General features: G+C 33.2%; 17 protein-coding genes. 5 read left to right on the forward strand and 12 right to left on the reverse strand.

The window, feature by feature from the left end:
* Positions 1-78 precede the first annotated feature (78 nt).
* Positions 79-1,353 (forward strand): NADH-quinone oxidoreductase subunit NuoF, encoded by a 1,275-nt coding sequence (gene nuoF, locus Fokcrypt_RS01895; RefSeq protein WP_323722520.1) that lies wholly within the window; start codon positions 79-81, stop codon positions 1,351-1,353.
* Positions 1,353-2,339, forward strand: a complete 987-nt coding sequence (locus tag Fokcrypt_RS01900) for a F0F1 ATP synthase subunit gamma (protein ID WP_323722512.1) — start codon at positions 1,353-1,355, stop codon at positions 2,337-2,339. The genes nuoF and Fokcrypt_RS01900 overlap by 1 nt, the downstream gene beginning before the upstream one ends.
* Before the next feature lie 396 nt (positions 2,340-2,735).
* Here the strand turns inward: Fokcrypt_RS01900 and Fokcrypt_RS01905 are convergent, their stop codons facing one another.
* Both Fokcrypt_RS01905 and ruvC read right to left on the reverse strand, forming a co-directional pair.
* Positions 2,736-4,397 (reverse strand): hypothetical protein, encoded by a 1,662-nt coding sequence (locus Fokcrypt_RS01905; protein ID WP_323722513.1) that lies wholly within the window; start codon positions 4,395-4,397, stop codon positions 2,736-2,738.
* A gap of 82 nt (positions 4,398-4,479) precedes the next feature.
* Entirely contained in the window at positions 4,480-4,974 is a 495-nt protein-coding gene (ruvC, locus tag Fokcrypt_RS01910) for a crossover junction endodeoxyribonuclease RuvC (protein WP_323721851.1), read from the reverse strand.
* Positions 4,975-4,977: 3 nt separating this feature from the next.
* Between ruvC and Fokcrypt_RS01915 the strand changes: the two genes are divergently transcribed.
* On the forward strand, positions 4,978-5,814 hold the full coding sequence (locus Fokcrypt_RS01915) for a TrmH family RNA methyltransferase (RefSeq protein ID WP_323721852.1): 837 nt from the start codon (positions 4,978-4,980) through the stop codon (positions 5,812-5,814).
* Between the two features lie 22 nt (positions 5,815-5,836).
* On the opposite strand, the gene gmk is transcribed toward Fokcrypt_RS01915, so the two are convergent.
* The 5 genes from gmk to Fokcrypt_RS01940 all read right to left on the reverse strand — a co-directional run bounded on the left by gmk (position 5,837) and on the right by Fokcrypt_RS01940 (position 11,886).
* Positions 5,837-6,472: a guanylate kinase gene (gene gmk / locus Fokcrypt_RS01920; protein WP_323721853.1), complete on the reverse strand. Its 636-nt coding sequence runs from the start codon at positions 6,470-6,472 to the stop codon at positions 5,837-5,839.
* An 8-nt stretch (positions 6,473-6,480) separates the two neighbouring features.
* The gene (gene glmM, locus Fokcrypt_RS01925) at positions 6,481-7,854 is read right to left on the reverse strand and encodes a phosphoglucosamine mutase (protein WP_323721854.1); all 1,374 of its coding nucleotides are present in this window, start codon (positions 7,852-7,854) and stop codon (positions 6,481-6,483) included.
* Between the two features lie 72 nt (positions 7,855-7,926).
* On the reverse strand, positions 7,927-9,423 hold the full coding sequence (locus Fokcrypt_RS01930) for a leucyl aminopeptidase (RefSeq protein WP_323721855.1): 1,497 nt from the start codon (positions 9,421-9,423) through the stop codon (positions 7,927-7,929).
* 106 nt (positions 9,424-9,529) lie between these two features.
* A complete protein-coding gene (locus tag Fokcrypt_RS01935) occupies positions 9,530-10,387 on the reverse strand; it encodes a division plane positioning ATPase MipZ (RefSeq protein WP_323721856.1) in 858 nt (285 codons plus the stop codon).
* Positions 10,387-11,886, reverse strand: a complete 1,500-nt coding sequence (locus Fokcrypt_RS01940; RefSeq protein WP_323721857.1) for a proton-conducting transporter transmembrane domain-containing protein — start codon at positions 11,884-11,886, stop codon at positions 10,387-10,389. Before Fokcrypt_RS01940 ends, Fokcrypt_RS01935 begins: the two co-directional genes overlap by 1 nt.
* Positions 11,887-12,027: 141 nt before the next feature.
* On the opposite strand from Fokcrypt_RS01940, the gene Fokcrypt_RS01945 reads away from it, so the two are divergent.
* Entirely contained in the window at positions 12,028-12,693 is a 666-nt protein-coding gene (locus tag Fokcrypt_RS01945; protein ID WP_323721858.1) for a phosphatidylserine decarboxylase family protein, read from the forward strand.
* A 6-nt stretch (positions 12,694-12,699) separates the two neighbouring features.
* Here Fokcrypt_RS01945 and Fokcrypt_RS01950 read toward each other — a convergent pair whose 3' ends face one another.
* The 3 genes from Fokcrypt_RS01950 to Fokcrypt_RS01960 all read right to left on the reverse strand — a co-directional run bounded on the left by Fokcrypt_RS01950 (position 12,700) and on the right by Fokcrypt_RS01960 (position 15,313).
* Positions 12,700-13,398, reverse strand: coding sequence for a DNA alkylation repair protein (locus Fokcrypt_RS01950; protein WP_323721859.1), 699 nt, complete (start codon positions 13,396-13,398; stop codon positions 12,700-12,702).
* 231 nt (positions 13,399-13,629) lie between these two features.
* Complete coding sequence (locus Fokcrypt_RS01955; protein WP_323721860.1) at positions 13,630-14,532, reverse strand: ribose-phosphate diphosphokinase; 903 nt, start codon at positions 14,530-14,532, stop codon at positions 13,630-13,632.
* Positions 14,533-14,869: 337 nt separating this feature from the next.
* Positions 14,870-15,313, reverse strand: coding sequence for an EVE domain-containing protein (locus Fokcrypt_RS01960; protein WP_323721861.1), 444 nt, complete (start codon positions 15,311-15,313; stop codon positions 14,870-14,872).
* A gap of 385 nt (positions 15,314-15,698) precedes the next feature.
* Between Fokcrypt_RS01960 and bioB the strand changes: the two genes are divergently transcribed.
* On the forward strand, positions 15,699-16,655 hold the full coding sequence (gene bioB / locus Fokcrypt_RS01965) for a biotin synthase BioB (RefSeq protein ID WP_323721862.1): 957 nt from the start codon (positions 15,699-15,701) through the stop codon (positions 16,653-16,655).
* 126 nt (positions 16,656-16,781) lie between these two features.
* Here the strand turns inward: bioB and bioA are convergent, their stop codons facing one another.
* Positions 16,782-18,077 carry an adenosylmethionine--8-amino-7-oxononanoate transaminase gene (gene bioA / locus Fokcrypt_RS01970; protein WP_323721863.1) on the reverse strand — a complete coding sequence of 432 codons (1,296 nt, stop codon included), beginning with the start codon at positions 18,075-18,077 and terminating at the stop codon, positions 16,782-16,784.
* Entirely contained in the window at positions 18,074-18,688 is a 615-nt protein-coding gene (gene bioD, locus Fokcrypt_RS01975; RefSeq protein ID WP_323721864.1) for a dethiobiotin synthase, read from the reverse strand. Before bioD ends, bioA begins: the two co-directional genes overlap by 4 nt.

The following is an 18,688-nucleotide window of genomic DNA, read 5'->3' on the forward strand; positions in this document are numbered from 1 at the left end:
TTATTTCTATTGATATTGAAAAAATGTTGATTTTTTGATGATATAAAGTGATGGTAAATGAGTATACGTAATGTATTTATGATAAAGGAGAAGAATAAGATTTTTAAAAATATCGATCTTAAAGCGTCTATTGACATAAAATCCTCCATGTTACGAGGAGATTGGAATGGTGTGCAAGCTATTCTTACAACTTCAGATCAAGTGATACAGATTGTTAAGGAATCGGAAATACGTGGTAGAGGTGGAGCAGGGTTTAGTACAGGTATAAAATGGTCGTTTATGCCACGTGATGGTACTACATCATACGTCATAGTAAATGCAGATGAGAGCGAACCTGGAGCATGTAAGGATAAAGCAATCATACGATATGAGCCTCATAAAATTATAGAAGGAGCTTTAATTGCAGCATTTGCAGTACAAGCACGTATTGTGTACATATACGTTCGTGGAGAGTATGTGACGGAGGCTTCTATATTAGAGAATGCTATCAAAGAAGCAGAGCAATATGGATTATTAGGTAATAATCCAAAGCATAAATACAGTGTAAATATTTTTGTGCATCGTGGAGCAGGTGCGTATATTTGTGGAGAGGAAAGTGCTTTACTTAATAGTATAGAGGGAAGGAAAGGAATGCCTCGTATAAAGCCTCCTGCTTTTCCTGCAGTTTGTGGTTTATATGGTTGCCCAACAATTGTAAATAATGTTGAGACTATTGCTTCTATCTCAACGATTATGAGAAGAGGTGCAAATTGGTATAAAAGTATGGGACGTTCAAATAATTATGGTACCAAGATATTTTCAATATCAGGCCATGTTTGTAATCCATGTAATGTTGAAGAGGAAATGTCAGTTCCATTAAAAACATTGATTAATGAGTATGCGGGAGGGGTGATAGGAGGATGGGATAATTTATTAGCGGTGATACCTGGCGGTTCTTCTACTCCGCTTTTGCACTATAGTGTATGTGATGATGTATTAATGGATTTTGATGGCTTAAAAAGTGTTGGAAGTGCTCTGGGTACTGGAAGCATAATAGTGATGAATAAATCTGCAGATGTAATAGATGCAATAGCGAATATTTCACGTTTTTATATGCATGAGTCATGCGGTCAATGTACTCCTTGTAGAGAGGGCACAGGATGGATGTATAGAATTATGCAAAGATTTGTATCTGGAAAAGCGCAATTACACGAGATATATGAGTTATACGAAATTACTAAACAAATAGAAGGACGTACAATTTGTGCACTTGGTGATGCTGCTGCATGGCCAATACAAGGCTTGATAAAGAATTTTAAAGATGTTATAGAGAGTAGAATTAATGGAACTACTATTTCTGATAATAGAAAATAATGCCACAGCTAAAAGCTTTAAAAAATAGGATAAATGCAGTTATTTCTACGCATAAATTAACAAAAGCAATGCAGATTATTGCTGCTTCTAGATTTCAAAAACTGAAGAATATGGTATTTCATTCTGCTGATTATTTATCTTATTTTCATGAAATTATAAATGATATTATTGCATCAGATGGTAGTAATTATACTAATCTTACTATGAAGAAGTTATACAGAAATGATGAGCTAGTTACTTCAAATACCGCAGTGATAGTTCTTTTTTCAGCAGAAAAGGGATTATGTGGAAAATTTGATAGTATTGTGATGAAGAAGTTAAAATCTGTATGTTGTGATATAGAGCAGTCAACGGGAGTTGATACTATAAGAATAGTCTGTTTTAATAAGAGAATTATTGAAAACGCAAAACGTATAGGTGGAGAGAGATTGAAGAATACGAAAATTGAGTATGTTTTGCATAATGTTGACGTAATGAAGGGGTTTGAAATTTTTAGAAATGATATAAATGTCTGCTGCACAAAGTTCTGTGCTGATGCTAAATTTTTGTACGTAATGTATCCTGCTTTCATTACTACCATTTTGCAGTTACCGTGCTTGATAAAATTATTCCCTTTAATCGATCAAGATAAAGAAAAATTTAAGCAGGGCGTGTTTAATTTTCTTGATGAAAGTACTGATCATACCTTATATGGTAGAGTGAGAAGGAATAATAGTACAGAGAGGAAAGTCTTTACATTAGAGCCGTCGTCTAGTGTTGAGGTATTGCAAATAACAATACCGTCTTACTTTGTAGCTTTATTTTATAATACGGCTCTGGAAGTATACATAGGGGAAAATGCTTCAAGGATGATTATGATGGATGCAGCTAATAGGAATGCAGAAAAGATCCAAAAGAATTTGTGCATCCAGTATAACAAACATCGTCAATCTGCGATTACGCAAGAGATAATAGAGTTGGCTTCTTCTAGAAGTGTGCTTAATTAAATCAATTAGATAGTAATTTCAAGAATGTTTAATTTATTATAAATATACAGAATAAAAATTAGAAATTCACTATAGAAGCTAATTATATAAAAATTCATGCATTATAGGCTATCAATAGCCTGATAACATTTTTCAAAAAAAAAGCATAAAAACTTATATAAGAATCATGGGTTGTAGCCCATCAATAGCTTGATAATATTTTTTTAAAAAAAAAGCATAAAAACTTATATCCTTCAGTACTCTAGTGGAACACTGTAAAAACTTATAGCAATATGTCTAAGATTATAATATCGAACTAATTCATAATTAAATTCTAGTCTTTTCAGAAAAATGCAATTAATTAGAAAACACTAAAAATTAAATCTTCAATTGGGTATTACTCTAGGTTTAGAAATTCTATGCCTTTAACTTCAATCCTGTAGCAATAGCCCATCCAGAGTTTCCTTTAACTCCACTTCTTGGGTCACATGACAAGGCGAAATGATCACATGATAAATAGCCAGAGATAGAGCTTAGAATTTTTCTCTCATATGCGAAAGAAAGAAACTCACTTCTATTACCGTCTCCAAAATTTTCCGCAGGTACTCCAGTTAATATCTGGTATATTTGCTGCTGTCTTAAGCCATTTGCATTTCCATAGAGATATGTCAAACTTACTCCGTTTTTATCACCGGTATAAGAAGCGCCAGCTGAAATATAGTATCCAGAAGTTGATGAGATTTTCCCCACGTCTTTATATGTACCTTCGTATGATTTCTTTTTATTATCAGACAAGAAACTTACTTTAGCAGATGTAAAATCTCCAGTAGAACCATAATTGCCGTATCCGAGAGCTAACGCATATTTTTCCCGGTACTTTATTAACCCACCTATGGCAACAGCATTACCTCCTTTTCTACGTAATTCTATACTCGTCATTCTAATTTTTAAGGAACCTTCCGTAGCATCAATTCCCATTTTTTCTACATCACATACAGTATCAAATTGACCAGTAAATTCTCCAACTAAAGATGCTTCAAGAATAATATCAGAGTTAACTTGAGCAGTGAATTTCCCACCATATCCAATTACATTTTTAAAACCATTTAAACTACCACCAGATATGGATGTTATATTAGAAAGAGTTCCCTTAACTTGCGTATCGGGAGTAAAGGAAGCACCAATAATTGCTGAAAAATCTGGAAATTCAAGCTCTTTCGTCACTGATATTTTATTTGCCTTCGGTGCTATATTCGCAGGACCAGGAAGCGAAGCAGAGTCGACGAAAGGTTGTAGGGTAAATATCGCCTTTGGTGTTTCACCTTCAACATATATACCTTCTTTATCGTACTTATGATCATATGGAGCTATAGCAGGATACTGAATATAAAACGGCAAATCTCCGCTTAATCCCATTCCGCCTTTTGCTAAATTATCACCAGATATTAGTAGAGTATTTTGAACACCAACGGTACTTCCTGCCTTTATCTTTATTTTATGTTTTATCGATTCACAGTATACATATGCTTCTCCTGCAGTCATGATATTACCACCAGATGTTGGTTTTGATACGTTTGCATATAATGAAAGATTTCCACCGTACTTCAGTCCTTGACTTAAAGTACTTACATCTACTATTACGTTATTGAAGTTTACCAATCCGTTAAAACTACCCCATCTAGATGGATTACCAGGATTCATTATATTATAGGGGTATACAGCTTTAAAGAGTTCAGTCTTGTTCTTGAATTTGTACTTTTCTTGTAATGCATCTGCACTTTTAAAGACATCGTTATTCATTACGGCACCATACTGAAGGTTGAGCAATGGCTTTACGAGGATTTTTACTTCGTCTTTCACTACAGTAACTTCTCCCTGCACGAGAGAGTTCACTTTACTCTGTATAGAGGTGTCATCCGGCGTATTACTCGAACCTAACTCAGTAGATAGGGGGACACTATCTTTCTGTACTTGTTGTTGTACGGATGGTGTCGCGTGAGGTGCTGCATCACTAACTACTGTATCAGAAAAAACGTAAAAGATAGCAGTCACTATCACTAAGGATATGCTTTTTTTCATTTTCAAAGTATAATTTCATGCGATTATGAGTAATATGAAATGAATGTCAAGACTTTTTTAAAAATTATATATTGCTTAAAACTCATTCTATTTCCGAAATACAAGACAGAGCGATTGCTATTGCATCACTCTGATCTGTTGTGATTTTTAGAGAAATCTCCTCTATTTTAATATTGAGATGCAAGCATACGTATTGTATTACAGTTTCTTTATCGGCGTTGCCGTTTCCAGTAATCCTTTTTTTGATAGTTTTAGCTTGATATTCTTTGATACTTATTCCGTATTCACAGCATGCTAGTATTGCAGCTGTTCTTGTTTGAGCTAATCTTATAGAAGTTTTTGCGTTCTTATTTACGTACGTATTTTCTATTGCGGCGAAGTCTATTGACGAATATTTTATAACTTCCTTGAGTTGTGCAAATATATTGTATAATCTTTCTGCATCGTCTTGAAGGTTGGAGCTCTGTATGATTCCAGATGTAACGTGATGAATGTTGCAATTCTGTTTGTCTTTCGCAAGGATAGCCCATCCAGTAGAGCGTAGCCCTGGATCTATTCCAATAACATGATAAGTCATCTTATGATGAAAAAAAAAGGTAAGCACAATGCATATTGGATATATGGTAAACATTCAGTAGTTGCCGCTATGCATAATCCTGCTCGCGAGAAAAAAATGCTTGTTATGACTAAATATGCAACAAGATTCCTACACGAAACTAGTACTACCTTCAATAATATACCACATACTATAGTAGAGACTGTGCAAGAATTTCGTTTTGTCACCGGCATGCGTGGTGATGTTGTGCATCAGGGGATTGCTCTGCGTTCTGTCCCACTAAAGCAAATGTGTTTAGAGGAATTTTTAGAGATGAAATCTAAGAATAACAAAGCATTTTCGGTGATATTGCTGGATAAAGTAACAGATCCTTACAATATTGGAGCTATCATTAGATCTTGTGCTGCTTTTGGTGTTAGTGCTGTAATCACTACGAGAATTGATTCTCCTGATGAAATGCCGATAATTTTAAAAGTTTCGTGTGGTGGTTTTGAAAAGGTTTCATACATTAAAGTTAGTAATTTAGTGCAGGCTATTAACACCTTAAAAATGTTCGGTTTTATCGTAGTAGGATTAAGTTCTAATGGAGAAAAAGAGATAGATGCTATATATAGAGATATTGCTACGATAGGGATGATGGATAATGTAGCTTTAGTATTTGGAAATGAAGAGGTGGGAATGAGGGTATCTACCGAGAAAAGTTGCAATTTTATAGCGAAAATCGGAATGAATGAAGAATTAAATATGCCAAGTATTAACGTATCGAATGCAGGTGCAATAGTATTATATACCTCATGGCTATATAGACAAAAGCATGCTATAAATGTGCTAGAGTGTAGAGAGGAAACATATTGTAAGTGAAAGCTTATCGCTGTTCAGCACGCTACTGTTCAGCATTCATGGCGTTAATAAAATTGTAGATGGTATAAAGATTTCTAGCTCTTTTGTTTCTCTCTGCATTCAGTACACTTTTTACTGCGTGTAGTGTACTATCCATGTTATCGTTGAATATTACATAGTCATACTTATCATGATGAGAAATTTCTTCTTTGAAGGCTTTAAATCTTTCTGCTATTTCAATGCTACTTCCTCCTCTCTTAGTTAACCTATCTAGTACTTCAGCCTTATTTGGTGGTAGTAGAAATACTCCAACTACGCTCTCGGGAAGTGCTGATTTTAGTGCCATATATCCCTGTACGTCAGTATCAGAAATTATATCTTTACCGCTCATTATTTGTTCTTCTATCTGAGTCTTTGATGTACCATATAAGTTATCGAATACTTCGGTACACTCTAATAATTGTCCTTTGTCTCTTAGTTGTTCCATGTATTCTCTAGTTACGAAATGATAACTCTCTCCGTCAATTTCATTTACTCTTTTCTTTCTCGTAGTAAACGATACTGAAAATTTCAAATTATCAACCGTTTTAGCTAGCATTGTAGATATTGTTGTCTTTCCAGTACCAGAAGGACCTGAAATTACCATTACAACTCCAGTTTTTTTATTTTGTTCTTTCATAATTCCTTTTATCTATTGCTCAATATATTAACTAATGTATTCATGATATTTTTCATCTTGTTCGTATCTTGACCTTCTATCATTATTCTTACTACATCTTCTGTCCCAGAACTACGTACAATTATTCTATAATCTTTATTTTGCTCTATTATTTCCTGTATTACTCTCTGTATATCTTGAGAATCTAGAGGATTGACGTTTTCATGATATTTCAAATTAAAGGTAAGTTGCGGATAAAGAGAAAACTTTACAAGCATTTTACTCGCCACTGTTTGTTGTTCTTGTAGTGCTGAGAGAAGATACATGGAAGCAATAATAGCATCACTACTTTGAGATGAATTTCTAATCATTATATGCCCAGAAATCTCTCCACCTACAAGGGCTTTATTTTCCACCATAGTCCTCATTACTGCACCATCTCCAACGTCTGAATATATTATATTAAAATCTCGAGATTTCATATAATTGCTAAATGCGGCATTGCATAATTTAGTGATTACAATATTACGTGGAATAGTTGTAACATCTTTGTATATATAATCAGCTACACATGCTATTAGATATTCGCCAGATGTAATATTGCCATTTTCATCACATACTACCAGTCGATCACCGTCTCCATCGAACGCAAATCCTATATCAGCACCTGTACTTTTTACTTTTTCTTGTAGTAATGTCGTACATAAAGCACCACAATCTTTATTAATATTTAGTCCATTCGGTTCAACTCCTATTGAAATTACTTCTGCTCCAAGCTCTTTAAATACCGTGGGAGCAACTTTATATGTTGCACCATTTGCACAATCTACCACAATTTTCCTCCCATCTAAGGTCAGATGTTTAGAAAATACGCTTTTTACGTATTCTATATAGCGTCCATGCACGTCATCTATCCTCGAGACTTTTCCTATATCATATGAGGTAGCAAGGTTATGTAACATGAGGGTTTGATCAATCACAATAGTCTTTAATACTTCTTGTACTTCATGATAGATCTTTATTCCATTTCTATCAAAGATTTTTATCCCATTATCATCGTAATTATTATGAGACGCAGTTATCATAATACCTACATCGCATCTCATAGAGCGTACAAGGTATGAAATTGCCGGTGTTGGTATGGGACCAACAAGTTTAACATGTACTCCAACAGAAGTAAAACCAGCCGTGATAGCACTTTCAAGCATATAACATGAAAGTCTAGTATCTTTTCCTATTATAACTTTATAAACATGCTGTTGAGGTACTTTTTCATACTTCTTCAGATATATCCCAATAGCCTGTCCCAGTCTTAGAGCCACATCAGAGTTCATTATCTTCCCATTTGCAAGGCCTCTAATACCATCAGTACCAAAATTGAAATTCTGAGAAAAAGGATGCATGAATATTAGTGTGATTAGTAAAAGACATTATCTTATATGCTATATATAAATCAAAAAATCCACATAATTTCACTACTCATATTTTCGTATAAATTTATCTAACAATAAAACTCCAAACCCTGTACCTCCACTTGTTCCAAAGTGTGCTGGATGTTTAGACATAGACACACCTGCAATATCTATGTGTGCCCAGCTATAATCTTTATCTTTAATAAATCTATATAAAAATTGAGCTGCTGTTGTGCTTCCAGCTCCTCTACCACTTCCTACATTTTTCATATCTGCTATTGTCGAGTTGATTTGTTCATCATATTCACTTGCAATCGGAAGTCTCCATAATAACTCTCCTGTTTCATATCCTGCAGATATGAGATTTTGAGCTAATTCGTCGTTATTACAGAATAAACCAGCATATATATCTCCAAGAGCAATTGTTATAGCTCCTGTCAAGGTTGCTAAATCAATAATTCTCGTTATGTTGTGGTAGTTTTCTTGGAGATACCATAGGGCATCAGCCAATATTAACCTACCTTCAGCGTCAGTGTTATCAATTTCTATAGTTTGGCCAGACATAGATGAAACTACATCACCTGGTCTTTGTGCTGTTCCGGAAGGCATATTTTCAACTAACGGTATAACTGCTACTACGTTAATTTTAGCGTTTCGTTTAGCGACAGAGTACATAGTACCTATTACTGTTGCTGCCCCTCCCATATCACCTTTCATATCTCCCATATTTTGAGATGGTTTTATACTAATTCCTCCGCTATCAAAAGTAACTCCTTTACCTACCAAGCCAATATTAGTATTGCTACCACCATTCCATTCCATTACGAGCAAGCGCGATTCTCTACTACTTCCTTGAGCTACACCGAGCAGAGCATTCATTTTTAATGCCCGCATCTCATTTTCTTTAAGTACTTTGATTGTTAACCCATTGATAGAAGAGCATTTATCTTGCACTACATTAATAAATTCTTCTGGAGAAAGCACATTTGCAGGTTCATTTACGAGATCGCGAGTCAGGAAAACTCCATTCACTAGATGGTGATAGTGCTCATCAAAATGTTTTTGTAATATAGCATGAAGCTCGGAATGTACTGCACATTCTATGAAAGAATTGGTATGCTCTTGGAGTTTGTTTATAAAATACTTTGAAAAGGAGTAATTTTTTAGTTGCATTCCAAGTATTATAGAGGTGGTTTCATCCTCTTTCATAAAATCAGGCATATGAAACGCTATCTTCTCTTCTTTAAGAGCATTAATGCGATTTGTGATAGTGGAGCCAATTTGAGAGTAGAGGCAAAATTTGGAAGATCTTGCCATGTTTTTTCTGTGAGTATCGTCTGTACCTATCAATAGTATCTTTTTTCCATCGATAATAAAGAAAAGAGATTGTTTAGTTTTACCCGAGAAATGCTTTGTTATTCTAGCATTAGAAGAGATTTTTAGTAGTAAATCTCTTTCTATATTAGAGTAGCCTTGGAGAGATATCGTACTATCTACAAGAAGTACATTTACTTTATCATCAGATAAAGATGAAGCCTGTGAAGAGAATTGAATTTTCATCGCCTATGAAGAAACTTTGATAAGCGTAGTTTAGAATGTAATCAATAGTGTTGCAAGTCCAAGGTTTTGAGTGATGCTATATTTGGAAAAAGTGAAGTTAAAATTTTTATTTCTTTAGATCAATTTCTAATTCTTTTGCCAATTCTAATATTTCTAACTTTGCAGCAATAGCAGACGTAGATAGTCTAGATTTTACTAATGGCACGTCAGAATCTAGTATGCACAACCCCATATTGAATAGTTCTTTAAAAATGTTTCTATTTCCAAAGCCGGAAATGTTTTTAAATCCAAGTTTTTTAGAGAGTTGATAGAGTATCATCTCTGTGTTTTTGCTATTAACTGTATCTGCATTACCAACTCTATTACGCATTACGTACCAACGAGGTGGATGACCACATTTTGCAGTTTTTCGTATTTTTTGCTCAAAAAGCATTACTGCATATGGACCTGGAGATACCGATTCATATGAATCTCCTATTTTAGATAATAGTTCTATGTCTATTATACTATCGTTAATAGGAGTGACGATTATATCAGCTAATGAATGAGCAGCTCTACTAAGCGATATGCTTCCCCCTGGTGAATCTATTATTACGTAATCGTAACCTTCACGTTCTTTTATTATATGTTTCTCCAAGCACTCCTCTAGTTCTTCCATGCTTCCGTTTTGATGTATTGCTATCTTTGCAATATCTCCGCCTTCTGTCGTTTCTATGTCTTTTCTATATTTACTGAAAGATTTATCTATAAAGCATATATGACTTGGTATTTGTATATTTAATCCAAGTTTATTTTTCTGAATTGTTCTATTTTCTATATATCCAGTGAAGGATTGTTGATAGCTGTCTAAATCAACACTAACTACTTTAAATCCAACACTGCAAAGTAAGATAGAAAGATGTATGGCTGCTGTTGTTTTTCCTGCACCACCTTTTTCATTTCCGAATAATATTACACGAGGCACTATAGAGGGAGATATTTTTCCATATCGAACGTACCTGAAAAGATATACATCAGATTCATCAAAACAAAAAGTGCAATAACACAAAAACGAAAATCGATAGTAAAATGTTTGTGTTGTTTTGTGCTTGGGACGTGTATAGAAAATTCTCTAGCAAGAGCGTATTCAACTGATACTGAGTGTTTTAATCCTGCTAATGTTTTCATTACTTCTGAAAAGAATAGTGATGAAATTATTCTAAACGGATAAAATGCAGCTACCACTGTTGATAAAAATACCATACACAAAGCTGTATAATAAGACTGCTGTATTAATAGCTCAAAAATATTAAGTTTTATGAAGAATCCAGCAAGTGGTGGAATTCCAGCTACGGATAGCATAAGTACACAGGATAAGAATTGATGATAACCTGAGTGTGAAGAGAAAGCTTTAACGCTGTCAATACTTAAGAAATACTTGTTGTTGTCAGTTGATATCGATTCAAGTTTTGATAGCAAGTACATTGTCGGTATGTGTATAAGTATAACATAGGTATTTGCGTATATTATTGAAGCACTTTCTCCAAATGGAATAGAGATTGCTATTAGTATGAATCCTGTTTGATGTATTGAGCTATATCCGAATATTCTTTTTATATTAGATTGTTGTAAATTCACTACAGCAGACCAAAAAGTTGCGAATACTCCAAGCCATAGCATTATTTGGCATATGTGTTCCGAATTCGGAAAAGCCTTCAAAATTCTGATCATCATTATACATATCGGAACTTTCAGTATACCGAGTAAATATATTGAATGTTCCATTTTTGTACTCTGCAATACATCTGGTACCCAGAAATGCAGTGGAGGTACTCCTAGCTTAAAGCATCCATATATTAATAATATTGTAAATCCAGCATTCTCCAAAGTAGAAATTGGTAGATTTAAGTGAGAAATATTTTCTATATGTTGTATAGAATGAATGTACATGCTCACATTGCCGTGCGAGAGATATATTAGAGCGACACCAAGTAGAAATAATATCCCTATACAATTATCGAAGATAAAATATTTTATAGCAGCTTCTAACTCAAATTTATTTTTTGAGTGAGCTAAGAGTATTTGAGCTATTAGGGAAAGTACTACAAAACAAAGATATATTATGATTAAATCTTGTGCAGTTGTAATAATAAGTGCGCAAATAGTTCCTAATATCATTAAAAATGGAGTTTCCCAGTGTGTATCCTTACTAACTACTTCTTTGAAATATGAATATAATGATAACATGAGAGCACTAAAAGTAATTATGATGCATGATTTTCTTGCGACTTCAAACATCATAAAATCCTTTTCACTTCGTATTGTTTGATTCATAAAGGATGAAAGTTGATAGTAGATGTCAAAAACATCGAAATAACATAGTATGAGAAATGTTAGTACTAGTGTGTAGGAGCTTATAATTCCGAAATTACTCCAAAAGTGTTGCATTTTACGCTCACTTAGATATGTAAAGTCTTTGTACATCTTGATCGTGCAGTTATATATGTATAGAATCTAGCATTGAGACTTCAGAGTAGTATCTGTTACGCTAAAAATCAAATTGCAAGGCATAGTGCTAGTGTTTTTTGATATAAAAAAATTCTAGAGAATAAATTTTATCAAATTATGTTCAATATGAAAATTCATGAGGAGGGTAGGTCGTTTATTGCAATATGCTTAGCCTGTGTTCTTGTAAGTTTTTTCATATCGTCACTATCAGTTGTATTTTTTATCATTCTTACCGTAGCTGTAGTTTCTTTTTTTCGTGATCCAGATAGGATTTCGCCTCCTATAGACAATGTAATATTAAGTCCCGCAGATGGAGTAATTCTTAGCATTGATCATAATGTTGCTCTTCCAAAAGAAATTATAAGTGACAAGGCAATAGAATTAGAAAATTCAAAATTCACTAAAGTTAGCATATTTTTGAGTGTTTTTAATGTGCATGTAAATAGAAATGCTGTTAGTGGTGTTGTAGTGGATACTTATTATAATTCCGGAAAATTTTTTAACGCATCGCTGGATAAAGCAAGTGAGTTCAATGAGAGACAGCTTATCTTAGTGCGTACTGATGAAGATAAGTACGTATGCTTTGTTCAGATTGCTGGTCTTATTGCTAGGAGAATAGTTTGTAACCTTAGTAAAGGTGCAAAAGTGAGAGCTGGTGAAAGGTTTGGAATTATAAGATTCGGAAGTAGAATGGATATATATGTGCCTTCTGATTATGTTATGAAGGTATACCTAGGTCAAACTATGATAGGAGGAGAGACGATAGTTGCCACTCAAGCATAGATAACGCTATTTCCTCATGTAAAAGGCTTTTTCTGTACTATCAAATTTCTCTATTGCATACCTTAGCATTGTTCTTGGCATGTGAATTGTGTGAATATTGAGAAATTTTATCAAAGCATCTTTTTCCTTTTTTCCAGCTTCACGCAACATCCACCCAACTCCTTTATGAAGAAGTTTATGCTCATCATTAAGTAGTAATTCTGCAATTTGAAAAGTACATTTTAAATCATTTTTCCTGATAAAGTATAATGTTGCTACAATTGCAATTCTACGTTCCCACCAATAATGTGATTGTGCTAAGGTAAATAAAATAGTCCGATTCTTATCGTATAAGTAATGTCCTACTATGAGTGGAGCAGATAAATCTATAAGATTCCAATTGTTAATATGTTGTAAATTTCTCATGTAGAAGTGATATAATTCATCCTTTATATGCTCCACAGATTTTTGAAATTGCTTTATTAAAACTAGTAGAGCGAATGTTCTTTCTTCATTTATTTTAGAGGATAGAAAAAATTGTATATCACTAATACTAATTTCACTAAATATTGTCGCGATTTTCCTTAAATTTGGTACTGAGATACCAATAAATTGATCATACTCAGCGTACTCTCCAGTTTCTGTTTTAAATCCAAAAGATGCTGCTGTTGAAGTTCTTGTAATGTTATTATGGAGAGAGTTTCTTATCTCTTGTATTACATTCATAATTATAGTGAGTAATGTTTAATCTTTGGATATGTTACGTTTTTTTTCAGTAGAAAGGATAATGTTTAATCATAGTTATAAGAGTATTATTTCTTTAAATTTCTCAACTAGTATTTTATACCTACACATATCTATAAATATAATAAAACATCAAAAATGTGCTTAAAAGAAGCGATTAGTAAAGAATAAATGAAAAATATGACTAGATATGGAGTATAGTAGTACTGCTCTTTAATGATTGATAATTTCTAAAATTTTTTTTGAAATAATGGTACTTATGTCTAATACCCTAAAGTATTTTGGTAATTTCATATGAGTAATTGTTGATGTTGTAGTGATTTCATGCATTGTTGCTGTCTTGTGTAGTGCAAAAAAAGTATTTTGAGAAAGCACGGCATGAGTAACCATCGCTCTTATGGTTTTAGCTTTATACTTCATCAAAATGTTTGCAACATTCGTTATAGTCCATCCTGTGTCTATAATATCGTCTATAATTATGCAATTTCTACCAGATATTATCATCTTGTCGGATTGTTTGAGGAATGTTCCGATGTTTCGCTTTTTATTCATTACAATGTGTTCACAATGCAGTAATTTTGCAATTTCTTGACACCTCTTAGCTCCTCCACTATCTGGCGAGATGAGCAATGGATTATCAATATCATTACTACATGATGCAAATAAATTTGTCGTATTAATGTTATGAAATTCTATATCAAATGCTTCTTTTGCTGACTTAGAGTGAATATCTATGGCTAATAAACATTCAATTCCGCTAGCTTTGATGATTTTAGCAATTGCATTAATTGATGGTATAGTTTGATTTTGATAATCTTGCTTATCTTGTCGACAATATGCGAGATAAGGAGTTACGGCGATTATTTTAGAAGCTCCTACGTTTTGAGTAGCATTAGCTAAAAGTAGTAATTCCATAACGTTGTCGTTTACATGTTGATGTATAGAATGCACTATAATTGCTTTGCTATTATATAATTGTGTATGTAGTTGAACGGAAAGTTCTCCATCGGGAAAACGTTGTACTGTAGCTTGGATGTATTCCGCATTTTGATGAAGCGCTATTTTTTGTGCAAGTTTTTGTGAATTTGTACCAGCTATAATCTTCAACTTTGTCATATAATTTTTTGCTCCGTACTATATCATTACCTCAAACTACATATCAATACGATTTGTGTAGTTTACTTGTAAAATTCTGAAAGCTTCGTTATTGATAGCGCTTTCATTATCGGTATTTTCTGATGCAATCTCTTTCCGCTTTTTTTTAATATTGCTCCCAATATTATGTTTCGTAAATTTCACTGATTTTGCTTTTAATCTTATTATGTAGTTTGTGAGCTAAAGCAGATGATTAACCACCTTTTGATAATATGATAATACGTCTGCAAGTTTATATTACTGCTACACTTATCGTAATGTTCTCTTATTTTCTAAGTCTATTTTAAAGTTTTTATATTTATACTGCGATATCTTGTATAAAAGACTCATTCAGCATTTCTTTAGCAATAATTTTAAAAGATTCCTTGTCAATTTCCAAAAAACCGTAACGAAAAACCACGCCCCATGCATTTTTATTCTTTATAAATGGTAGGGAATTGATAAGAGGTCTAATATCAACATGTCTTCCATTAAAGTATTCTACATTACGTTTATATGGTTGAAATCCTTCGGACATATTAAGTTGATATGGTGCGTTATCTATAATTGTACCAATTGCAGTAAATTTTTGATAAATTTTACTTTCATGCATCACTACCTTAGAGGAGTAGTATATTATAAAATCACCTAATTTTAGTCTTTTTGCAGGAGCTAGCTTCCCATGGCAGAATTGACATATTCCATGTTTTACACCATTTTCTACATGCTCTTTTGATGCTACTCCTATCCAAAATCTAGGCATGTAATACGTGTAAAACAGTGAAGAAATATCACATGTATAATATCTAAAAATTCTATTGTAAAATCTTTGATTAAGAAATCTTAATCAGCAATAAATTTTCCATTTAAAAAAAAAGTTTTTCGCTTGTATAAATCTATATTGTTATTGCTATAAGTAGAATAATATATTTGAGATATTAACTTATTCTTCATCTTCCTTTATCACTTACAAAAGTTCCTTTGTGAAGAGTGGTCTACTGCTTAGTAGTATTTTATCAACTTTCTTCAAATACCCTTTGTGAACTGAGATTTTATAATTTACTGATGTGTTATAAGTACGTACCGTAATACATTGCAATATTATCTATTTCAGTGTACACATAACGGAAAATAAATGTGCTACGGCAATGGAAAAAAAATGGGCTTTTGAGGAAGCGAAAGTACTCTTTGAGCTTCCATTTAATCAGCTTGTTTATGATGCTCAGACTGTACATAGACAGCATTTTCTCCCTAATACTATCCAAATTAGCACACTTTTGAGTATAAAAACGGGAGGCTGTACTGAGGATTGTAAGTATTGTCCACAGTCGATGCATCATAATACGGGAGTGGAGAAAGGATCTTTATTAGGACTGGATGAAGTGATGGAAGAGGCAAAAGAGGCTAGAAAAAAAGGAGCGAGTAGATTTTGTATGGGAGCTGCTTGGAGAAGTTTGCGAGATAAAGATATGCCTTCAATCTGCGAAATGATAAGAGAGGTAAAGAAATTAGGATTAGAAGTTTGTATGACGTTAGGTTTGTTGAAGGAAGAGCAAGCGGTGAAATTAAAAGAAGCTGGATTAGACTTTTATAATCATAATATCGATACATCCGAAGAGTTTTATAGCAAAGTAATTACAACGAGAAATTTTCAAAGTAGGTTGGATACTATTGAATGCGTACGTAAAGCTGGTATAAAAGTCTGTTGTGGTGGCATCATAGGAATGGGCGAAACAAATAATGATCGTATAAAGATGCTAGTTGTATTAGCGAATTTAGATGAGCCTCCAGAATCTATACCTATAAATAAGTTAATAAGAATTTCGGGTACTCCATTAGCTGAGCAAGAAGACGTAGATCCATTCGATTTTGTAAGAATAGTAGCTCTTGCTAGGATTATGATACCTAAGTCGTATGTGAGGTTATCTGCTGGTCGTGAGCAAATGTCGGATGAGATGCAGGCTTTATGTTTTTTAGCAGGTGCCAATTCCATTTTTTACGGTGAGAAGCTTCTAACTGCAGAAAATCCTACAATGCAAAAAGATAATGCTTTATTAAAGCGTTTAGGTCTTCGAGGAGAAGTATGTGATAAATCACTTCATTAATTTTAAATTACAGTTACTGAATTGTATTTCCATTTTTTGCATAGTTTTTTTCACTCAAAATTATCTAGCTTATTATATCTTTATAGAACAAGAATCACGATCTTTTAAAAAATTTAGTTGTGTAGATTACTCTAGAGAATTGATAATCTCAGCAATCTTATCATATGCATTTTCTAATTCTTCCCGTGATACACAATATGGAGGTAATAAATAAATAGTATTTGAAAGTGGTCTTAGCAACAGTCCTTCATCAAGAAATCTTGCTTTCATTATGGTCATTAAATTCTTTGCTTTTATGTCAAAAGCGCAAATTGTACCTATGATTCTAAACTTTTCTATTAGTTTGCATTTCTCTTTTAGAAATTTTATACCAGTATGATGTACGCTATTAATATTTTGAATTGCTGTTTTGCATTCACGTTTCATCAGTAAGTTAAATGAGGCAATTGCTGCACTACATGCTAAAGGATTTGCAGTATACGAATGACCATGAGCAAATGCAGTATTAAAATCATCTCCTAAAAATGCCGCATATATATCATCATTAGTAATTGTTAAAGCTAATGGAAGAAAACCTCCGGTAATGCCTTTTGAAAGACATAAAAAATCTGGCACAATACCAGAAAGCTGATCAAGTGCAAAATAAGTTCCTGTTCTACCAAATCCTGTCATAACTTCATCAAAGATTACCAGTATATTATTTTGACGTATTAGTTTTATGATATTTTGTAAAAATTCTGTGCGACATATCCTCATTCCTTTAGCTCCTTGAATTAATGGCTCTAAAATGATAGCTGCAATTTTTCCTTGATATTGTGTCAAATATTCTTGAAGTACTTTTATAGCTTTTCTTTCTTTTACTTCAATTTCCAGATCTCCATCCCATGTATCGGCGTATGGTATTGCAAGTACTTTGAAAAATAGCTCTTTAAATTGTGTGTTGAATCCGGATTCCATTCCAACAGACATCGCTCCAAATGTATCTCCGTGATATCCACCTTCAAAGCTCAGAAATATACTTTTTCCCTTATATCCTAAATTATGCCAGTATTGATAAGCCATTTTAATAGCTACTTCAACGGCTGTAGAGCCGTTATCTGAAAAAAAGAATTTCGTAAGCTTTGGCGGTAATATTGTGCGTAAGGCTTTACATAAATTAATAGCTGCTTCATGAGTGAAACCAGCAAAAATTACATGTTCTAAGGTTTTTGCTTGTTCATATATACTATTGGCTATTTCTATATTGCAATGTCCATGGATATTAACCCACCAACTTGAAATTAGATCTAAGTAAGCTTTATTGTTCTGATCGTAAATGTATGATCCAGAAGCTTTTTTGATATCAATTACATTTGGTGCTGTTTTCTCTTGTGTAAATGGATGCCATATCATTCTTTTGTCGAGATTAGAAAGTGTTGTCATCTGCCTTTTAAAACTTGTATAAATTTTTCTGGAAGTAGAATACTTTTTAGAACATCGTAATCGATTTTATTTAGATAAGGAAATTCTGCTACTACTTGGACTTTACCGTAAAATTCTATAGCTTCCTTGCTTTGATTATTATCTTGACCATTCATGATAACTCCTAGAATTTCAATATTTCTCATTCTTAATGCTTCTATACTAAGTAAAGTATGATTAATAGTTCCGAGTTTTGTATGAGTAACTAAAATAACAGGAATATTCAGCATTTTTATAAGATCAATAATAAAACATTTATCGTTAATCGGTACGAGCAATCCTCCTGCGCCTTCAACGATTAAATGTTCTTCTTGTGGCAATCTTATTTTATCGATATCAATATTCTTATTTTCAATTTTAGCAGCTAAATGAGGTGATAGAGCTTCTTTATATACAAAACTTTCTCGATTTATTTTAGTTCTAGATAAATTTTTTACTTCTATAGAGTCCGTACCTTCACTTGTGCCGGTTTGTATCGGTTTAAAATATGTAGCTTTAGTATGTACTGCAAGCCAAGATGATATTACTGTTTTTCCTACACTAGTATCTGTACCGCATATGAATACCTTCAT

It is taken from the genome of Candidatus Fokinia cryptica (genome assembly GCF_034359305.1).
GTDB lineage: Bacteria > Pseudomonadota > Alphaproteobacteria > Rickettsiales > Midichloriaceae > Fokinia > Fokinia crypta.